This is a genomic window from Shewanella indica (assembly GCF_033842865.1).
Classification (GTDB): Bacteria; Pseudomonadota; Gammaproteobacteria; order Enterobacterales; family Shewanellaceae; genus Shewanella; species Shewanella indica.
The window spans coordinates 1,160,279-1,177,363 of sequence record NZ_JAWXXR010000001.1; the positions used below are offsets into that span (position 1 = coordinate 1,160,279).

Below are 17,085 nucleotides of genomic sequence, written 5' to 3' on the forward strand. Positions count from 1 at the left end.
TTAACTACTGCAGGACATGATCAACCCCTGCCCCCAATCCGGTGGTCGCTTGGCAAACTCCTGCATCTCAGGCTGCTCATCGAACGGGCGCCTAAGGAGCTGGTACAACTGCTCAAGCGGCTGGCTATTGCCCTCCTCTTCGATGGCAATGATCGCTTCCTGAGCCAGATAATTGCGCAAAATATATTTGGGGTTGTGGGCCCGGCGATCGGCCTGCCACTGTTCAAGTCCCTGACGAGTATCGATACGGCGCCGGTACTCGGGCAGCCAGTCATCCCAGCCCTGACGATTGATAAAATCATCCCTCAGACTGCTGTTTTCTGCCTTGGGATCCAGCTCGCCGAAGCGGCGCAGGCTCTGGGTATAGTCCAAGGCGTTTTGTTCCAACAAGCCGGTAAAGGCGCCGATAAGCGCCAGGTCCTTGTTGTCTTGCTCCAGCCGGGCATCAAGGCTTAAATCTTCGGCCAAGGATGCCAGCCCCAACTTGGCGCGCATCAAGCTAAGATATTGCTGCACCAATTCATGCTGATAAGTATTGAGCACGGTTATCAAGTCATCGGAAGCCAGCACAGGCGTCAACGCCTGCGCCAAACGTTGCAGGTTCCACAAGCCGACGCCGGGTTGCTGACCAAAGGCATAACGCCCTTCGGGATCTGAATGGTTACAGATAAAGTCTTCCTTAAAGGTATCGAGGAAGGCGAAGGGGCCAAAGTCGAAGCTATCACCGAGAATCGACATATTGTCGGTATTCATCACCCCGTGGGCAAAGCCCACCGCTTGCCAGTGGGCGATCATGCGCGCGGTATCGCGCACCACCAGCGCAAACCAAGCCTTGTAGCCGTCATAGTCCAGGCTGAGTTGGGGATAATGTTGGCTGAGGGTGAAATCGAGCAACTGCTTGAGCTTGTCGGCCTGCCCTTTCTCGCTGTAACAGAAATACTCGAAGTGGCCAAAACGTATATGACTGCGGGCCAGGCGTACGGTAATGGCTCCTTTTTCCAGCGACTCGCGCCATACAGGCAGCTCAGAGCCGATCACCGCCAGCGCTCTGGTGGTGGGTACGCCCAAATGATACAGCGCCTCGGACACCAGAAACTCACGCACCGCCGAACGCATCACCGCCCGGCCATCACCGTGACGCGAGTATGGCGTGGGTCCCGCCCCCTTCAAGGCCAGATCCCAGGCACCTTCTGGCCCCAGGGCCTCACCGAGAATGATCGAACGGCCATCGCCCAATCTAGGACTGTAGCCGCCAAACTGGTGTCCGCTGTAAACCTGGGCATAATACTCGGCGCCCGGCATTCTCTGGTTGCCGGCGAGTTGCTGCAGCAAGGTTTCATTGGGACCAGCCAAGCCCAAAAGCGCCGCCGCATCATCACTCCAGGCCAACCAATGGGGCGAAGGTAGCCCAGAAGGCAATACCTGCTGGTAAAATCCCGCCAGGCGGGTGAAGTAATCCTGTTTAAATTTCATGTCCCTTAGGGGCCGTTAGTGTGCCATTGGTCACAGATTACCATATCCCTGTCGTCTAGACGGCAGTTGTGACCACACTCGAAACTGCCCTTGCCTTCATTGAGGTGTTGCATACCTCTGCCCTTGCCCTGACACTGCTGCAGGGTTTGATAGTAACCGGCTATGGCGTGGTAACGATCCAACGTCTCGGCCGTTTGCGGCTCGACGTCCGACTTATCTCTATTCGGCTGCTGTATATCCGTATCCGGATAGTAAAACAGAGTCCATTGCGGCTGCTTGCTGCAGGCTGCCAGCAGCAAAAGCGAAGTAAGTGCAACCCATAAAGTCGCTGGTTTCATTGCGGCTCTCCATCAATAAAAAAAGCGAACCCGTAGGCTCGCTTAGCTTGGGAAGGAGTGACACGGCAGTTAACCCGGCCCTCCTTGCTTGATTCTACACATTGAATCGGCTTTTGTACTCAGGCAGAGGCTTTATCTCTGGCCTTTTCGATACGCTTGATACGACCTTCAAAGCCTGTCACTGTGCCATCTTGCAGCCCATATTCAATCGCCTTGTTGCACAGGGCAATGGCAGCATCGAAACGGCCGGCATCGCTGCACAGGGTAGAGAGTTGCATAAACCCTGTGCCCTTGAACTCGGCCTTGGGTGATTTGCTGAGTACTTTCTCCCGACTGGCGGCAAACAATGCACTATATGCGCCATCGTACTCCTGTCCCAACTGCAGATACTTGCTGTTTTTCCGCTGCTTGTAGCATTCGCCAATCACGGCCAGTAAAGCGTCATGTGCTTCGATGGCGCCTTCAGAGGCCTGATACTGTTCCATCGCCCGCTTGAGGGTGATATTGCCCCAACTGATATCCGGTGCAGCCGCCTTGGCTGGCTCTGGCTCTGGCTCTGGCTCTGGCTCTGGCTCTGGCTCTGGCTCTGGCTCTGGCTCTGGCTCTGGCTCTGGCTCTGGCTCTGGCTCTGGCTCTGGCTCTGGCTCTGGCTCTGGCTCTGGCTCTGGCTCTGGCAGGACAGTCTCGACCTCGGCGCGGCCGACTTCCACCTCTGGCGCGCTATTTTCGGTTTGAGACTCAAGCTCAGGCGACTCGGTAACCACTTGCTCAGCCGATGGCTGGGATTCAGCTTGCTCCTTCATTTCGGCAAAGTCCAAATCGACACTCTGGTGCCCCTCCTGAGTCTCGCTTGCTGTCTCGGCCTGTGGCGCCTGAGGCATGGCTGAAGCTCTATCTTTGAGCTTAAGCGCCTCATCACGCTCCTCTTTTGCCAGACGCTGCGCTCTGTTGTAGAGGAAAATACCCGCTGCGACCAACAAGATTATGACCAGGATTTTAAACATCTTCGTCCACCATTTTTTGAGTGTCGGGCCGACTGGCAGCCCTGTTTTGTGGTAATGGCAATCAGCCAAAGCCACCCCGCTCTGCACAGAGTTTAACCGATATTAATAGAGTATCGTCTTAGTATAAATCAAGTATTTATGCTTTTTCTGCCCGGTTTACGGCGCTTTTTGCGATCGAAATTCAGTCTGTGACCCTTGGTGCGCCATAGGTAAGTACAAACTGGTACACTCCAGGGGTTTTGATCCCAAGAATGGCAAACAAGGATTCAGATGCAAAAATTACTGATAGTCGCTCACGCCGGCCCGTATGGCACAGAAAAATTGTTTAACACTCTGCGTATCGCCCTGGCGTTGAAAGATCAGGAGCAGACAGAAGTGGAACTCAAGTTATTCCTAATGTCAGACGCTGTCTTTGGGGCAGTTAAAGGCCAGAATACCCCGGATCTCAGCTACAACCTGCAGCAGATGTTCGAAATTCTTACCGCTCAAGGCGTTCCTCTACTACTGTGCAAGACCTGTGTTGAGGCCCGCGGCGTAGTGGCAGATATGCTATTGGATGGCGCAGCCATTGGTACACTCGGCGATTTAAGCCGCTGGACTCTGGAAGCCGACAAGGTTATCCATATCTAGGGTTAACTTGTAATTTAACCTTGAGTGCGCACAAAGCTTCATTTTGTGCGCACCTTCATAATTCCTGCCACTGATTTTGAACCAGCCCCCTTCTCAGGACTAAGATAACCATAGTTGAGTAATTTACTAAGGTAAGGCTATGGAGCTGCTGCAAGGAAAACTGCTGACCGAATTCCGCACTGTTTCTGCCATGGTGTGGATCTACTGCCGTGACCACCATCCCAGAAGCGACGATGGCAGCCTCTGCCCCGACTGTCAGGCCTTGATGGACTATGCCCATACCCGTCTCGACCGCTGCCCCTACGGTGAAAGCAAACCTACTTGCAATAAATGCCCGGTACACTGCTACAAACCTGAACCCAAAGAACAGATGCGTCAGGTGATGCGTTACGCCGGTCCACGCATGTTACTGAGTCATCCGATACTGGCTCTGCGCCACCTATGGTGCGAGCGCAAAGCCGCACCGGGCAAACCACCTAAGGACGCCTCAAACCGCCATAAACGCATGCATAACAGCAAAAACTGACTATTTTTTGTTGCGCCCCTCAAGTGGCTGAGATAAGAATGTCGTTAAGGGGGCCAGATGACTGCATTCAGCGACATTTTTACCCAAGCTTACTGGTGGCTATCGCTGCTTGGAGGCCTGCATTGCCTGGCGTTATCCATCTACGCACGCTTTGTCTATCAGGACAGCCATAGCCAACGTCGGCTACTCGCCGGTATCTTTGCCTTGATGGCGCTCTATTTCTTTACTGGCCTGTTCAACCGCGACAATACCCCGGCCCCTATTCACCTACTGTTTCTGCTATTGCTGCCACTGTACTTCCTGTTGATGCCGGCACTGTATCAATACCTGAAGCAACAGCTAAGCCCAACTGCGGATTCAAAATTGCCACTCAAGCACCTGTTACCATCCATACTCGCTATGTGTCTGGTGATGTTGCTGTGGCTATTCAACCCCAGCCTGGTCACAGGTGTAGCCTTACTGGGTTACCAACCCCGCCTAAGTTGGGGTTCCCTGCTGTTGCCGCTGTTGCTGTTACTGCAAACCACCCTGTATCTGGCATTGGTGTTACAGTTGATGCAGCACTACTACCATGCGCTGGATCAGCAGGAAAACCGACTGCGACAACTACGCAACAACGGGCTGCTGGTGCTGACTCTGGCGCTGATTCTGAACTGGCTGGTTCGCAATATTGCCGTGCTCTTGACTCTGTTTCTCGGCGATCAATTTTCGGTTGTAGCGCAGGCAATCCCGAGACTGGCGCTACTACTGACCCTCTATCTGTTGGCCATCTACGGCCTCAATCAGCTCACCCGCGCCGCCTATCTGCGTGGACGTGAATTCCACCCCCAGGGCACCTCTGTCCCCAAACCGCCGCTCGATAAAGAAGAGCTGGATTTTCTCAATGAGATACTGCGCGAAAAAAAAGATAAGTAACATCGCCCTGGCTGTGACCTTTACGTTAATCTAATGCGGCTTTTAATAACAAAAATAAAGGAACAGAGATGGGATTGTCTAACAGCTACCGCCTGCTGGCCCTGTGCCTTATCGGTATGGGAACCCAGGTTTCCGCCCTTGAGCGGCAACATAAAATAACCAATCAGGACTTTTTCGAGATAGCCAACATGGGCCAGGTCGCTCTCAGCCCAGACGCCAAAATGGCCGCCTGGTTGGAGTCGCGCTGGGATAAAAATCTGGATAAGGCTCAGAAAGACATCTGGCTGGTCAACAGCAAGAGCCGCCAAAGCAAACGCCTGACCTTCAGCAACGAGAGTGAGAGCGCTATCAGCTGGAGTCCCGATGGCCAATATATCTACTTCCTCAGCAGCCGCGGCGATGCCAAGCAGCCAGCCCCCTTCAACGCGAAAGCGCAAATTTATCGCCTCGCGATTCATGGCGGCGAAGCCGTTCCCGTTACCCAAGAGGCCGGTGGCATCAAGAGTTACCAACTGAGTGACGATGGAAGTCAGCTCTATTTCCTGACCTATAAAACCCTGACAGATAAAGATCCCTGGGCCAATATGCGCGCCGCTCACCAAGGCCCTGAGTATGGTCACGGCAGCCGCGATACCAACCCCCTTTACCGCTTGGATCTACAGCATTTTCGCAAGCAGTTGCTGCTGGATGATGGCAAGGTAGTTTGGGAATTCAGCGTCAGCCATGATGGCAATAAACTGGCACGTATCACCACAGAAGACAATGAACTGGTCAATCTGGAAGGTGGGTCTCAAGTAGAAGTCTTCGATATCAAAAACGCCACCAATCAGGTTCTGGCAGACAAGTATTGGCGTGAACAGGCGCCTTCTCCTTACGGTTGGTTACTGGGGTTGAGTTGGGCCGAGGACAACCGCCGCCTCGCCTTCAGAATCGACTTCGACGGTCATCCCGGCAACCTGTTTATCAGTGATACCAGTCAACCTAAGCAGGCACCCTTGAGTGTTATGCGTCAGGGCGATATGACACTCAGCGGCGGCGATATCGGTTGGCGCCCGGGCAGTGAAGAGCTCTGCTATCGCGGCGCCGATCATGCGCTGGTACGTCTCTACTGCACCGAAATCAATGATCTGAAACAGGGCAACACCCGAACTCTGCTGCAAGATGATACCGTCATCGGCAGCTACAGCTTCAGTCACAATGGCAAACAACTGGCGTTCAGTCATAACGGCCTGAATCACTTCTACGATCTGTTTATCGCCAACGCCGAGAAGCGCAAAGCCCCGGCCAAGCGTCTGACCCATATCAATCCGCAAACCGATTCCTGGCTACTGCCACAACTGAGCATAATCAAGTGGCAAGCCGCCGATGGCACTCAGGTTGAAGGCATACTGGAATTACCGCCCGGCTACCGCAAAGCCGATGGCCCCCTACCGCTTGTCGTGCAAATTCACGGCGGCCCTACTGCCGCCACCCCGTTTGCACTGCAACACAGATCCTATGGCCGTGCTACTTTCGCCGCCAATGGCTGGGCCTTATTGTCGCCCAACTACCGCGGCTCTACAGGCTATGGCGACAAGTTCCTCACTGACCTTGTGGGCCATGAACACGAGATTGAGGTAAACGACATCATGGCCGGCGTGGACAAACTCATCGCCGATGGCCTGGTCGATGCCGACAAGCTGGCCGTCATGGGCTGGAGCAACGGCGGCTATCTAACCAATGCACTTATCGCCAGTAGCGACAGATTCAAGGCCGCCAGCTCAGGGGCCGGAGTATTCGATCAGCGCCTGCAATGGATGCTGGAAGATACACCAGGACATGTGGTCAACTTTATGCAAGGCTTGCCATGGGAAAAGCCTGAGGCCTATACCCATGGTTCTTCGTTGACACATGCAGACAAGATAAAGACCCCAACTCTTATCCATATTGGAGAGAAAGACGCCCGGGTGCCTTTGGGACATGCCCAAGGGTTATACCGCGCCCTAAAACATTACCTGAATGTGCCGGTGGAGCTGATAACCTACCCAGGAGAAGGCCATGGTTTGAGCCACTATAAGCACAGACAAGCCAAGATGGACTGGGATCAGGCCTGGTTTGAACATTATGTTCTCGGCAAACCCTTGCCCTAGCCTAAGGGCTCAGTCATAGAAGCCGAGTTAACTGAGATCTAGTTAACTGAACTCTAGTTAACTGAACTCTGGCTGACATTCACACTAAAAAGCGCCATTGCAGGCGCTTTTTTAGCCTCCCCCCCTGTATTTTTGCTGCCGGACAAGTAAGCTCAAGAGTAGCCAAAGGTATCCAGGCCCCATTGACCGGGAGCCCAAGACTCTCAATTTGGAGGTTCATCATGAAAACCATTTCTAATACCCTATTTACCCTCTTTGCGCTGGTAGGCAGCCTGCTACTGGTCCCAACAGCCAGTGCCAATGACAGCTACAGCAGCGCCATAGCTACCTTCAAACAAGCCAGCGAAACCCACAAATTCTTCGATTCTGCCTATGGTTATGCAATTTTTCCTACCATAGGGAAAGGGGGACTTGGTATCGGAGCGGCCTATGGCAAGGGACGCGTTTATCGCGGTGGTGCCTATACCGGTGACTCGAGCATGACTCAGGTTTCCATTGGCTTCCAAATTGGCGGCCAGGCCTACAGTGAGATTATTTTCTTCAAGGATGCACAGGCCTACCGCGACTTTACCAGCGGCAGCTTTGAGTTCGGCGCCCAGGCGTCAGCCGTAGCCATCAATGCCGGCGCCAACGCCCAAGCAGGTACCACAGGTAATTCGGCCGGTGCCGGTCAGTCTGGCGGTAGTCAGGCTGCCAAGGCCGCTTATATCAACGGTATGGCGGTATTTACAGCCGCCAAGGGTGGCCTCATGGTAGAAGCCGCTCTTGCCGGACAGTCATTTACCTTCGAAGCGCAATAAACCCATTGACGAGGCGACTCAGGTCGCCTCAACTATTAACCCGTTTTATTAATGTCCCCATGGTGCCGGTGGCGGCGTCACTTCATTGCTCAAATTGAATTGCAACAGAAAGTCTCGGTTTTCCCGGGTCAGGCGATAACTGAAGTTCTGCTGATCCAACCCCAGATGCCAAACATTGGTGACCGACTGCGTCAGACCATGCTGTTTGAAGTTGGCAATCGAAAATTCATCAACCGGAAAAGACTGCCAGGACTCAGTTCCAGGAATGCGACTGTCACCGCCATACTGAGTCACGGCATCTTCGCTGCCATCCTGATGACGATGATCATGCTTGAGCCTGAGGCCATCGGCCGTCTTGCTGATCACCCAGGTGCGGGATCTGTCCTCTCCCACATGCAGCGGAATACGGATCTCGGTTTCTGAGCATTGGCGCACATGCATCACCAACGGCTGACCCGTGAAACCATCGCCGACACTCCCCCCCTTGATCAGCTCACCACTGTAGGCCTTACCGCATAAATCAGATAATTGCTTAAAAAACTGCTCGGCAGCGGTCAATTCCTGACCCTGTACCGACGTTGTCAACAACAAGGCTGCCATCATCCCCAATCGTTTCATTCTTCTTGTTCCTTCTTGATTAAATGAACGACTATAACGACACACTTTGAAACCAAACTGAATCCCTACAACAAATCGCCACAGCAAGCAAGTCACGAAGTCACAACGAATCATTTCCGAATTTCTTTCACTATTTTACTTGATTAAATTCACACCCTGAGAATAAAAACAGGCTTTCGTTAATTTCATCTGAGGAAATAAGGTTTTTTCGCCTGGCTAAAAATAGGAAGCAATTCATGTTTCAAATAATTAACTATTTCTCAATGTGATCTTAATCTTGGCAATAGTCTAACAATGAATTCATAGTAATGTCTCTGCAGAGTGGGGACAGTTAGATGAAAATTGACAGCCTTAATTATAACCAGTTAAAAGTTTTACTAGCTGTATATAAACATGGCCAAGGAAACTTGGCAGCGGCCGAATTGGGCATATCCAGTTGTGCCGTCACTCGCACACTAAATGCGCTACGTGATGTATTTATGGACTCTTTATTTGTTCGTAAATCAAATGGATTAATTCCTACACAAAAGACCGAAGAATTAATCCCACACGCCAAATTACTAGTCGAGCAATATCAGTTGCTTGAACGGCAACACTCTGTCTTTTCCCCCAGCCAATCCGGCGGTCATTTTGTTATCAGGGCCTATGATGAGTTTGTCTATGCTGTTCATAAAGTCATAAATAATTACATTCTTCCAGAAGCACCCAACTTACGGTTCGATATTCGTACACTCAGCCATGACTGCAGCAATGAGCTCATTGGTGGCGGCGTCGATTTCGTGGTGGTTTACGAAGGTTTTGATGACACTAGGCTCAACTATGAAATCTTCTCTGAGACAGGTGATATCTACATTCTGGCCAGAAAAGATCATCCAATTCTGTCCGAATCCATGTCATTGGAGCAGTTGTCCCACTATCCACTACTGGAAATCGACAACTACAACGACCTGACTTGTCCCTTATTGGTAAATCTATGTCGGGACAATGGCCTGCAAATGGATGTTGCCGGTTACACAGACAGTGTCGCCACTGCAATGCAAATCCTTGCCGAGTCAGACTATATCACTCTCAGCTGCAATCAATTTACTCGCAAGTTTGTCGACATGTTACCTGGTGTCAGTTATCGAAGATTATCTGACAACATGATTGAAAATATAAAAGAAATTCGTAGCGAATACCGTACGGTAGGCAATTACATCCTTTATGGAAACATTAATAATTCCCCGGCTTTCAACTGGGTGAAATCAAAGCTCGTGTATGGATTGGAACGAGAATGGCGTTTGGCTGCGGCCACATAAGAGATAAATCACAAGTGAAACAAGAGGTATCCAATGGAGTTCACATTATTTTGTATTACGGCCTATGCCGCTTATCTGGTTTATAAGAAACCAGAAAAAGAAAAACTGGCAGATAAACTTCTTTTCGGTTGTATCGGAATGAGTTTCTTTATTTGGATCATGATGTCCTGGGGCGTTTTACTTCCTGTCGGTAACTACTAAAGAGTCGTTATGAAAGAGCATATATTCAACAAGTTGGCATCCTTAGCTGCTATTGTCATCATGGCCTTACCTGTGGGTATTGCCTGTTTCTTTTTCGGATTTATCCTGCTGGATAACCCTTGTGCATTTTGCTGGCAAGAACGTACAGCAATGATCTTGGTGGCGCTGACCGCTCTTTATATTGTGCGTTTTGGCCTCAAACCCAAATATATTGCTGCACTGGTCTGGTTGGGGATTTATGGCGCCTTTATGGCATCAGTGCATACCTCATTTAACCTGGCCAGCGATATCGGCCAAGGCTTCTCGCTGAAGATCATGGGCGCCCACACTTACACTTGGGCACTGCTGGTCTTTATCGTGGTCCTTGTGGTTGTAGCGCTACTTATGCTGACCCTGGGCAATAAATTCCCCAGCAATGCCTATGGCAAACAGCCACTGGACGCTTTGCCTAAATTCGCCTGCGGTGTATTCCTGGTAGTGATCGCCGGCAATATAGTGCAAGCCTTCACCCAAACCGGCCCACTCCCCTTCGTCGGTCAAGACAGTCCAGGCCGCGTGTCCTTCAACCCCAAGTTCATGAGCTGGGAACTGGATCACTGGCCAACCTATGCTCCCAATGCCCGTGGCGCCTACGCCATCAGCAACCCGGACATGGATACCTGGAACAAGACTCCAGCATTGTTTGCCTCGGCTCCTGAAGCCAGACTACTGAGCCAGACAACACTGCCTGAAGCGATTTCCGGCCGGGTAACCGCCATCGACTACCAACCTGAGAGCCAGATCTATGCGCTGACCACTTCAGACAACTGGGTCTACATCCTGGATAACCAATTCAAACTGCTTACTCAGGCCCAAATCGACGGCATGTATATGCTGCACATTGAAACCTTAAGCGGCGTTAGCTTTACCTCAGCCAACAGCCTGCTGGTAATGGGTTTCAACAAAGCCTGGGCTGAGCTGGTTCTGGATCCTGCACAAAACTGGGAAATGAACTATCGCCGCTTCAACCAGAGCAGCGATGGCATTGGTGAAACGGCCCGAGGTCAGTTCAGCACTGTCAGAGCCAAGACCAGCTACAGCCTGGCGCTGGGTTACAGCAAGGCGCTGGATCAGTATGTGACCGTCACTACCCGCGATGAACTGAACGAAAACCTGGTGGTATCCCGTTTCGACAAGGGTGACATGACTCTGTCTGCCGAAGCCAATTTCAAAGGACTGGAAGGCAAGGCGCTGCCACAACTAACAGGTATCAGCGTCGATGATGAGCAAGCCTGGCTGCTCAACAATGATGCCAGTGAAGTGCTGCAACTTAACCTGCTCACAGGCGAAGTCTACTCAGGCGTGAAACTGCCTGGTACTGACAACCCACAAGGCTTACTGGTTCGCGACGGTCAACTGCTGACTGTTAGCCAAATCAACGGCCGTAACCAACTGCAAACCTTTGTAATGTAACGCACCTTAGCCCCGGGGGAGTTTCCCCCGGGGTAACGCCGGGAAACCGGCACAATAAAGGCCCTTGGGCCAACAATCATAACGGACTCAAGGTCCAAATTATGGTGAGTGATGACTATGAAAATCAATAGACGCACATTTCTACAGGGGGCCGGAGCCACAGCCGTGCTTTCGTCCCTGTCAGGGTTGACTCCCGGCGTAGCCAATGCCAAAGAGGCGGGAGCCAATTCAGGATTATTAGCCAAGCGCAATGGTAAAGTCGTGTACCATAGCTGTCTGCGTAACTGTGCCGCCCGCTGTCTGCTTAAGTTCCGGGTTCAGGATGGCCGAATGACTTACGTCACCGGCGCCGAGGAACAGGCCAAGACCGGTAAGGCTCCCTGCCTTAAAGGACAAAGCTACGTGCAATACACCTATGCCCCCGACCGTATTCTGCACCCCATGGAGCGGGTCGGTAAGAAGGGTGAAGGCAAATGGCGCCGGATCACCTGGGACGAAGCCTACAGCAAGATTGCCAGCCGCTTTAAGCAGATCATCGACGAGCATGGTTCTGAAGCGATTCTGCCCTACAGCTACTCAGGCAACTATGGTGCCATCGGCATGTCAGCCTCCGGCGAACGTTTCTGGAACCGTATCGGCTCCTCCATTTTGGAACGTAAGGTATGTACCTACGCCGCCTATGATGGTCTCAAGTCGCTCTACGGCACTTTCCTTGGCCCGGATCCTGAAGATGTAGTACTCAGTGACGTCTATTTGAACTGGGGACACGACGAAGTGGTCTCCAACACCATAGCCATTAAACTTATCAACGAAGCCAGGGATCGCGGTACTAAAATACTGGCGGTCAACCCGCAGCGCACTCCGCTGTGTTCCCAGGCCGATATCTACCTGCAGCCTCGCCCCAGCACAGACGTACAACTGTGTGCCGGTATCATGAAGTATCTGGTAGAAAAAGATCTTATTAATCATAAATTTATTGCCGAGCAAACTGTAGGCTACGACGAGTTACTCAAGCGCCTCGATGAAATCAGCTACGATGAAGTCGAAGCCATTACCGGAGTACCCAGAGCCAAGATGTTCGAGTTTGCCCAGGTGTTGGGTGAAAACGAAAAGACCATGCTGCGTATGGGTTACGGTTTCCAACGTAACTTCAACGGCGCCCGTATGGCCCGCGCGGTTGCCATGCTGCTCGCGGTCACTGGTAACTTCGGTAAACGCGGCAACGGCCTTATCTATGATAACGTTCATGCGGGCGGTGGTTTAAACCAATATCAAGCCAGCGGCAAATATATGCGTCCGAATCCGGATGCCCAGCGCATCAACATGACTGAGCTGGCCAAGGCGTTGCATCCAACTAACCCCACCAGCCACGATAAGCCCAGTAAGTCTATCCACGGGATGATCATCTATAACGGTAACCCTGTGGTGGTCGCGCCTGATACCAATGCTGTCATCGAGGGAATGAAGCGCGAAGATCTGTTTGTTGTCGGTCACGACATGGTGATGACTGACTCACTGCAGTATTGCGACATCATAGTCCCAGCCGCCAGCCAGTTTGAAACCGATGATATTGTCGGTGACTACCACGGCTACTATGTGCAGGTATGCCAGAAGGTGATTGAGCCTCTGGGTGAATGTAAGTGTAACTGGACCTTCTTCCGCGAATTGGGTCAGGCAATGGGCTTTGAAGATCCTGCCTTCCAGGCCAGCAACGATGACATCATTCACGAGCTGCTGGATACAGATTCACCTTACTATAAAGGGGTGACTTACGACCGCTTGATGAAAGAGAAGTACATCAAGCTGGACATTCCTCAACCTGTATTGGCCGACGGTAAATATGAAACTCCAAGCGGCAAGATTGAGTTCAGTTCACAATTGATGGCCGATGCCGGTTTCCACCCAGTACTGGATTGGGGCCTGCCAGAGGATGAGATGGAACCCAAAGAGCGCGAGTTGCCATTCCGCTTGCTATCTTCCGGGGTACCACAGCGGGTTAACAGCTCCTTCTACAACGTGAAATATATCCGCGCCATCCCAGCCTACTACGTCAAAATCAACCCCAAAGATGCCCAGCAATACGGCATTGTCAACAACGACACAGTCAAACTCAGCAACCACAGAGGCGAAGCTAAATTTGTTGCCATGGTCACCACAGGTGTGCCAGAGGGCTCACTGATGACCCCTAAGTGTAACTGGCTCAGACTCAACCCCAACGGTACTGATGGCTGCACCAACTCGTTGACCACAGATAAATTGACCGATATGGGCGGCTGCTCGGCCTACCACTCAACCCGCGTGGCAATGGCCAAAGCCTGAAGGAGATCCTCATGGAAAACAAACATCAACTCGGATTCGTCTTCAGACAGGAAAACTGTGTCGGCTGCCAGGCCTGCACCATAGCCTGCCAGATCCATAACGAACTGCCGGAAGACGTGCGCTTTCGTAAGGTAGACCGCTACGAAGTCAAACGCAACGACGGCATGGTAGACGTGTGGCTCAGCCACTCCTGCATGCATTGCGGCAACCCGGCTTGTCTCATGGTGTGTCCGTCTCAAGCCTATACAGTGCGTGACGATGGCTTGGTGGTACTGGATCGCGAGAAGTGTACCGGCTGTGGCCTGTGTGTCAGTGCCTGCCCTTATGATGCGGTAGTCATGCTGAAAACCGATGGTAAGGCTGCCAAGTGCAACATGTGTATTGAGCTTATCGATCAGGGGCTCAAACCTGCCTGTGTCGACGGTTGTCCGGTCAAGTGTCTGGATACCGACAGAATACAGCAGGTATTGGCCCAGAAACCTTCTGCCAGCAAGCAAGGCGTAGGTTACGGCGACTGCATCACCAAGCCCAATATGGTCATCATCAAGGAGCGACCATGACACACCTCGACCTCGGTCCGGTCGCCAAAGGCTATCAGGCCTTGAAGGGGATGTTGTTTACCCCTTCGAGCCCTGAGTCGCTCAAGCGGCTTATCGACTGGCTGGAACAGGAGCAGCGCTACCCAGAGCTGCTTCAGGAAGCCCAACAATGGCAATCAGAGCCACTGGAACTTGAGTGTGACTTCAACCGTATGTGTATCGGCCCCACCAAATTGCTGGTGCCACCCTATGAATCTGTCTACCGCGATGTCGGTCGACAGCTGAATACGGACCGTACCATGAAAGTCGCCGACTTCTATCAACAGCTGGGACTGGTGATAGATACCAGGTTCAACGAACCGGCGGACTACATAGGCAATGAGCTGGAGTTTCTGTTTTGTGCTGAGGCCCTGCGCCATCAGCAACAAAACGAAGATCCGGCCGCGGCCGATGAGCTGGAACAGTTGGCGCAAGTCTTCCTCGAGCAACATCTTGGCACCTGGTATCAGGCGTTCACTGAAGGGATCTGCCAACATGCACGGCAGGATTTCTGGCGTTGCTATGCCCAGGTGCTGGAAGACTTCCTCACTTCCAGACTGAAGAATTCCGGGGTCGAGACTCCGACTGCAAAGCATCATTAAGATGTTTAAGGATTTGACATGAAAAGTTTGAATGCCTTTATCTCAGGTGCTGTGGCCTTAGTATTCAGCTTACCGCTGCTGGCCGCCGACACTCTGACACCCGAACCACAACAGTGGCAACCTATACAGGAAGTGGCTATTCAGGGCGATATCCCCGAACTCAGGGGTATGCCGCAACAAGCTCAGTTCCCGGATGCTCTGCCCCCCGTCAATCAAGGGTATCTCGATACTCTGGCGCCGGCCTCCTGGTGGGCCGACCTCCTGAGCTACAGCTTCTTTGGCATGATAGTGCTGCTGGCACTGTTCGTGGCCATCAATGGCAAAGCCAAGCTGAGTCAGGGCTTTTCCGGCAAAAAGGTCGACCGTTGGAGTGGCATGGATGTGTTGGTGCACTGGGTCGGCGCTATCGCCTGCCTGCTGCTGATCATCACAGGCCTTATCATGGTTGCCGGCCGCTTCTGGCTGGAACCCAACATGGGCGCCTCCCACTGGACCGGCTTTATCGGCACTTCGGTAGCCCTGCACGACCTGATGGCCTTCCCCTTCATCCTGGGATGGGCGGTCATGGTGGTCAAATGGGCCGGTAAACAACTGCCGGAAGCCTGTGATATCGGCTGGCTCAAAGTGGTTGGCGGTTACCTGAACTTCGGCCCCTTCAAAGGCAAGCATCCGGATGCCGGTTTTGCCAACGCCGGTGAAAAACTCTGGTTCTGGTGTTTCGCCTTGTTCGGTGCCCTGATGGTCGGCTCGGGTCTGGTGCTCATGTTCCCAAGCCTGGTGGCCACCAAAGACGGTGCCAATTTGGCATTGATCCTCCACCTTGTCAGTGCTTTTGTGCTCGGTGCCTTTACCGTAGTGCATATCTATATGGCCACAGTGATCTCTGAAGGCGGTATGGAATGTATGCTCAGCGGCAAGTGTGACGAAAACTGGGCAAAACAACACCACAACCTCTGGTACAAAAGCCTCTCAAAAGGCAAATAACTCCCACGCCCTCCTCCTGCTCCCGGGGGAGGGCATCCCAAACCTATGATAGCCGCGGCCCTGACGGGTCGGGGATCCCTATACCCAAATGAGGGACAAACAGATGAGAACATCTACCCTATGTTTACTCGGTTGTGCCCTGCCGCTGACAGCAATGGCAGCCGATAATGGCAGCAACAACGATTGGCAAGAGCTCGACCAACGGCTAAAGCGTCTGGAACAGCAACAAGTCAGCTCCAGTGCCCAAAACAGCAGCTTCAGCCTCTATGGTTCACTGCGCCCGACCCTGGTTTACAGCGACAGTGACATCACAGATGAATGGGATGTGGGTGATGCCCTGTCCCGTATCGGCGTCAAGGGCCGCACCGAATTTGCCCCCGGCTGGGCCTTACTGGCTCAAGGTGAATGGAAAATCAATCTCAATGGTGATGGCAGCTTCGGCGATGCCCGGCTGGCATTTGCCGGGGTGGATTCCCCCTATGGTCAGCTCAGCTTCGGCCGCCAACGGCCGGTGCAATACACCCTGGTAGCCGAATATACAGACATATTCAACAACGCCAACAGCCCATTTGCCTACAATCAGGAAAGCCCCTTCTTTGCCGACAATCTGGCGTTGTATCAGTTCAAATTGCAGCACTTTACCCTGATGGCCTCGGCACGCTTCGATGGTGAGGGAGATAACAGCGGCGCCGATGCCATCAACGCCGGTCTGGGCTTTGACTGGCAGGGGTTACATTTGGGGGTCAGCTATCTGGAACAGGACAATTTCGAAGGTGAGCTGAAAACCGGCAAAGATAAGACCAGCGCCGCCGCTGTGGCCTACAGCTTCGACAGCGGCATCTATCTGGCGCTCGCCTACCAGTACAAAGACTATCAATTGACTGGCAGCGAAGACAGGGACGGCAGCACCCTGGATGCCGCGCTGGCGATTCCCCTGTCACAGGACTACAAACTCAAGCTGGGCTACTTCCGTTTCGATGATGGCCTGGAGTCCGATATCAGCTTGGATTATCAGGGCTTCAACACCACCCTGGAATGGAATCCTGCCAGCAATGTGCGCTTGCACCTTGAATATCTGCAGCAAGACAACGAACAACGCGCTACCGACAAGAGCATTGCCTTCGGCATTCGCTACGACTTCGATCTGAATTGGAAAGGCTAACCCTAACCAGACGCCCTCCAGAAGAGGCCGACTCCGGCCTCTTCTATTCAGCGCAT

General features: G+C 52.5%; 17 protein-coding genes. 13 read left to right on the forward strand and 4 right to left on the reverse strand.

What is annotated here, in order from left to right; translation table 11 throughout:
- From SIL79_RS05330 to SIL79_RS05340, 3 genes are all read right to left on the reverse strand, one after another.
- Positions 1 to 1,473: a protein adenylyltransferase SelO gene (locus SIL79_RS05330; protein WP_319619047.1), complete on the reverse strand. Its 1,473-nt coding sequence runs from the start codon at positions 1,471 to 1,473 to the stop codon at positions 1 to 3.
- Between the two features lie 5 nt (positions 1,474 to 1,478).
- Positions 1,479 to 1,811 carry a hypothetical protein gene (locus SIL79_RS05335; protein WP_039035827.1) on the reverse strand — a complete coding sequence of 111 codons (333 nt, stop codon included), beginning with the start codon at positions 1,809 to 1,811 and terminating at the stop codon, positions 1,479 to 1,481.
- A 119-nt stretch (positions 1,812 to 1,930) separates the two neighbouring features.
- Positions 1,931 to 2,815, reverse strand: coding sequence for a hypothetical protein (locus tag SIL79_RS05340; RefSeq protein ID WP_319619048.1), 885 nt, complete (start codon positions 2,813 to 2,815; stop codon positions 1,931 to 1,933).
- A gap of 270 nt (positions 2,816 to 3,085) precedes the next feature.
- Here SIL79_RS05340 and SIL79_RS05345 point away from each other — a divergent pair, with 270 nt between their 5' ends.
- From SIL79_RS05345 to SIL79_RS05365, 5 genes are all read left to right on the forward strand, one after another.
- Positions 3,086 to 3,445, forward strand: coding sequence for a DsrE/DsrF/TusD sulfur relay family protein (locus SIL79_RS05345; RefSeq protein WP_039035829.1), 360 nt, complete (start codon positions 3,086 to 3,088; stop codon positions 3,443 to 3,445).
- A gap of 139 nt (positions 3,446 to 3,584) precedes the next feature.
- Positions 3,585 to 3,971 (forward strand): nitrous oxide-stimulated promoter family protein, encoded by a 387-nt coding sequence (locus SIL79_RS05350; protein WP_039035830.1) that lies wholly within the window; start codon positions 3,585 to 3,587, stop codon positions 3,969 to 3,971.
- A gap of 57 nt (positions 3,972 to 4,028) precedes the next feature.
- Positions 4,029 to 4,886, forward strand: coding sequence for a hypothetical protein (locus SIL79_RS05355; RefSeq protein ID WP_039035831.1), 858 nt, complete (start codon positions 4,029 to 4,031; stop codon positions 4,884 to 4,886).
- A gap of 68 nt (positions 4,887 to 4,954) precedes the next feature.
- Positions 4,955 to 7,015, forward strand: coding sequence for a S9 family peptidase (locus tag SIL79_RS05360; protein WP_319619049.1), 2,061 nt, complete (start codon positions 4,955 to 4,957; stop codon positions 7,013 to 7,015).
- A 221-nt stretch (positions 7,016 to 7,236) separates the two neighbouring features.
- A complete protein-coding gene (locus tag SIL79_RS05365) occupies positions 7,237 to 7,815 on the forward strand; it encodes a lipid-binding SYLF domain-containing protein (RefSeq protein ID WP_039035833.1) in 579 nt (192 codons plus the stop codon).
- Between the two features lie 48 nt (positions 7,816 to 7,863).
- On the opposite strand, the gene SIL79_RS05370 is transcribed toward SIL79_RS05365, so the two are convergent.
- Positions 7,864 to 8,433 carry a hypothetical protein gene (locus SIL79_RS05370; protein WP_039035834.1) on the reverse strand — a complete coding sequence of 190 codons (570 nt, stop codon included), beginning with the start codon at positions 8,431 to 8,433 and terminating at the stop codon, positions 7,864 to 7,866.
- 335 nt (positions 8,434 to 8,768) lie between these two features.
- Between SIL79_RS05370 and SIL79_RS05375 the strand changes: the two genes are divergently transcribed.
- The 8 genes from SIL79_RS05375 to SIL79_RS05410 all read left to right on the forward strand — a co-directional run bounded on the left by SIL79_RS05375 (position 8,769) and on the right by SIL79_RS05410 (position 17,029).
- Positions 8,769 to 9,731 (forward strand): LysR family transcriptional regulator, encoded by a 963-nt coding sequence (locus tag SIL79_RS05375; RefSeq protein WP_039035835.1) that lies wholly within the window; start codon positions 8,769 to 8,771, stop codon positions 9,729 to 9,731.
- A 33-nt stretch (positions 9,732 to 9,764) separates the two neighbouring features.
- A complete protein-coding gene (locus SIL79_RS05380) occupies positions 9,765 to 9,932 on the forward strand; it encodes a hypothetical protein (RefSeq protein WP_162835837.1) in 168 nt (55 codons plus the stop codon).
- A gap of 9 nt (positions 9,933 to 9,941) precedes the next feature.
- Entirely contained in the window at positions 9,942 to 11,384 is a 1,443-nt protein-coding gene (locus tag SIL79_RS05385) for a disulfide bond formation protein B (RefSeq protein WP_039035836.1), read from the forward strand.
- Between the two features lie 117 nt (positions 11,385 to 11,501).
- The gene (locus SIL79_RS05390; RefSeq protein WP_039035837.1) at positions 11,502 to 13,703 is read left to right on the forward strand and encodes a molybdopterin-dependent oxidoreductase; all 2,202 of its coding nucleotides are present in this window, start codon (positions 11,502 to 11,504) and stop codon (positions 13,701 to 13,703) included.
- 11 nt (positions 13,704 to 13,714) lie between these two features.
- Positions 13,715 to 14,263: a 4Fe-4S dicluster domain-containing protein gene (locus SIL79_RS05395; protein WP_039035838.1), complete on the forward strand. Its 549-nt coding sequence runs from the start codon at positions 13,715 to 13,717 to the stop codon at positions 14,261 to 14,263.
- On the forward strand, positions 14,260 to 14,883 hold the full coding sequence (locus tag SIL79_RS05400; protein WP_039035839.1) for a TorD/DmsD family molecular chaperone: 624 nt from the start codon (positions 14,260 to 14,262) through the stop codon (positions 14,881 to 14,883). Before SIL79_RS05395 ends, SIL79_RS05400 begins: the two co-directional genes overlap by 4 nt.
- Positions 14,884 to 14,901: 18 nt before the next feature.
- The gene (locus SIL79_RS05405; RefSeq protein WP_071475636.1) at positions 14,902 to 15,867 is read left to right on the forward strand and encodes a formate dehydrogenase subunit gamma; all 966 of its coding nucleotides are present in this window, start codon (positions 14,902 to 14,904) and stop codon (positions 15,865 to 15,867) included.
- 103 nt (positions 15,868 to 15,970) lie between these two features.
- The gene (locus tag SIL79_RS05410) at positions 15,971 to 17,029 is read left to right on the forward strand and encodes a porin (protein WP_039035841.1); all 1,059 of its coding nucleotides are present in this window, start codon (positions 15,971 to 15,973) and stop codon (positions 17,027 to 17,029) included.
- Positions 17,030 to 17,085: the final 56 nt, after the last annotated feature.

Bases quoted from the DNA above. Each gene is read 5' to 3' on its own strand.
- SIL79_RS05330 (WP_319619047.1), bottom strand. From the start codon at position 1,473: ATGAAATTTAAACAGGATTACTTCACCCGCCTGGCGGGATTTTACCAG.
- SIL79_RS05335 (WP_039035827.1), bottom strand. From the start codon at position 1,811: ATGAAACCAGCGACTTTATGGGTTGCACTTACTTCGCTTTTGCTGCTG.
- SIL79_RS05340 (WP_319619048.1), bottom strand. From the start codon at position 2,815: ATGTTTAAAATCCTGGTCATAATCTTGTTGGTCGCAGCGGGTATTTTC.
- SIL79_RS05345 (WP_039035829.1), top strand. From the start codon at position 3,086: ATGCAAAAATTACTGATAGTCGCTCACGCCGGCCCGTATGGCACAGAA.
- SIL79_RS05350 (WP_039035830.1), top strand. From the start codon at position 3,585: ATGGAGCTGCTGCAAGGAAAACTGCTGACCGAATTCCGCACTGTTTCT.
- SIL79_RS05355 (WP_039035831.1), top strand. From the start codon at position 4,029: ATGACTGCATTCAGCGACATTTTTACCCAAGCTTACTGGTGGCTATCG.
- SIL79_RS05360 (WP_319619049.1), top strand. From the start codon at position 4,955: ATGGGATTGTCTAACAGCTACCGCCTGCTGGCCCTGTGCCTTATCGGT.
- SIL79_RS05365 (WP_039035833.1), top strand. From the start codon at position 7,237: ATGAAAACCATTTCTAATACCCTATTTACCCTCTTTGCGCTGGTAGGC.
- SIL79_RS05370 (WP_039035834.1), bottom strand. From the start codon at position 8,433: ATGAAACGATTGGGGATGATGGCAGCCTTGTTGTTGACAACGTCGGTA.
- SIL79_RS05375 (WP_039035835.1), top strand. From the start codon at position 8,769: ATGAAAATTGACAGCCTTAATTATAACCAGTTAAAAGTTTTACTAGCT.
- SIL79_RS05380 (WP_162835837.1), top strand. From the start codon at position 9,765: ATGGAGTTCACATTATTTTGTATTACGGCCTATGCCGCTTATCTGGTT.
- SIL79_RS05385 (WP_039035836.1), top strand. From the start codon at position 9,942: ATGAAAGAGCATATATTCAACAAGTTGGCATCCTTAGCTGCTATTGTC.
- SIL79_RS05390 (WP_039035837.1), top strand. From the start codon at position 11,502: ATGAAAATCAATAGACGCACATTTCTACAGGGGGCCGGAGCCACAGCC.
- SIL79_RS05395 (WP_039035838.1), top strand. From the start codon at position 13,715: ATGGAAAACAAACATCAACTCGGATTCGTCTTCAGACAGGAAAACTGT.
- SIL79_RS05400 (WP_039035839.1), top strand. From the start codon at position 14,260: ATGACACACCTCGACCTCGGTCCGGTCGCCAAAGGCTATCAGGCCTTG.
- SIL79_RS05405 (WP_071475636.1), top strand. From the start codon at position 14,902: ATGAAAAGTTTGAATGCCTTTATCTCAGGTGCTGTGGCCTTAGTATTC.
- SIL79_RS05410 (WP_039035841.1), top strand. From the start codon at position 15,971: ATGAGAACATCTACCCTATGTTTACTCGGTTGTGCCCTGCCGCTGACA.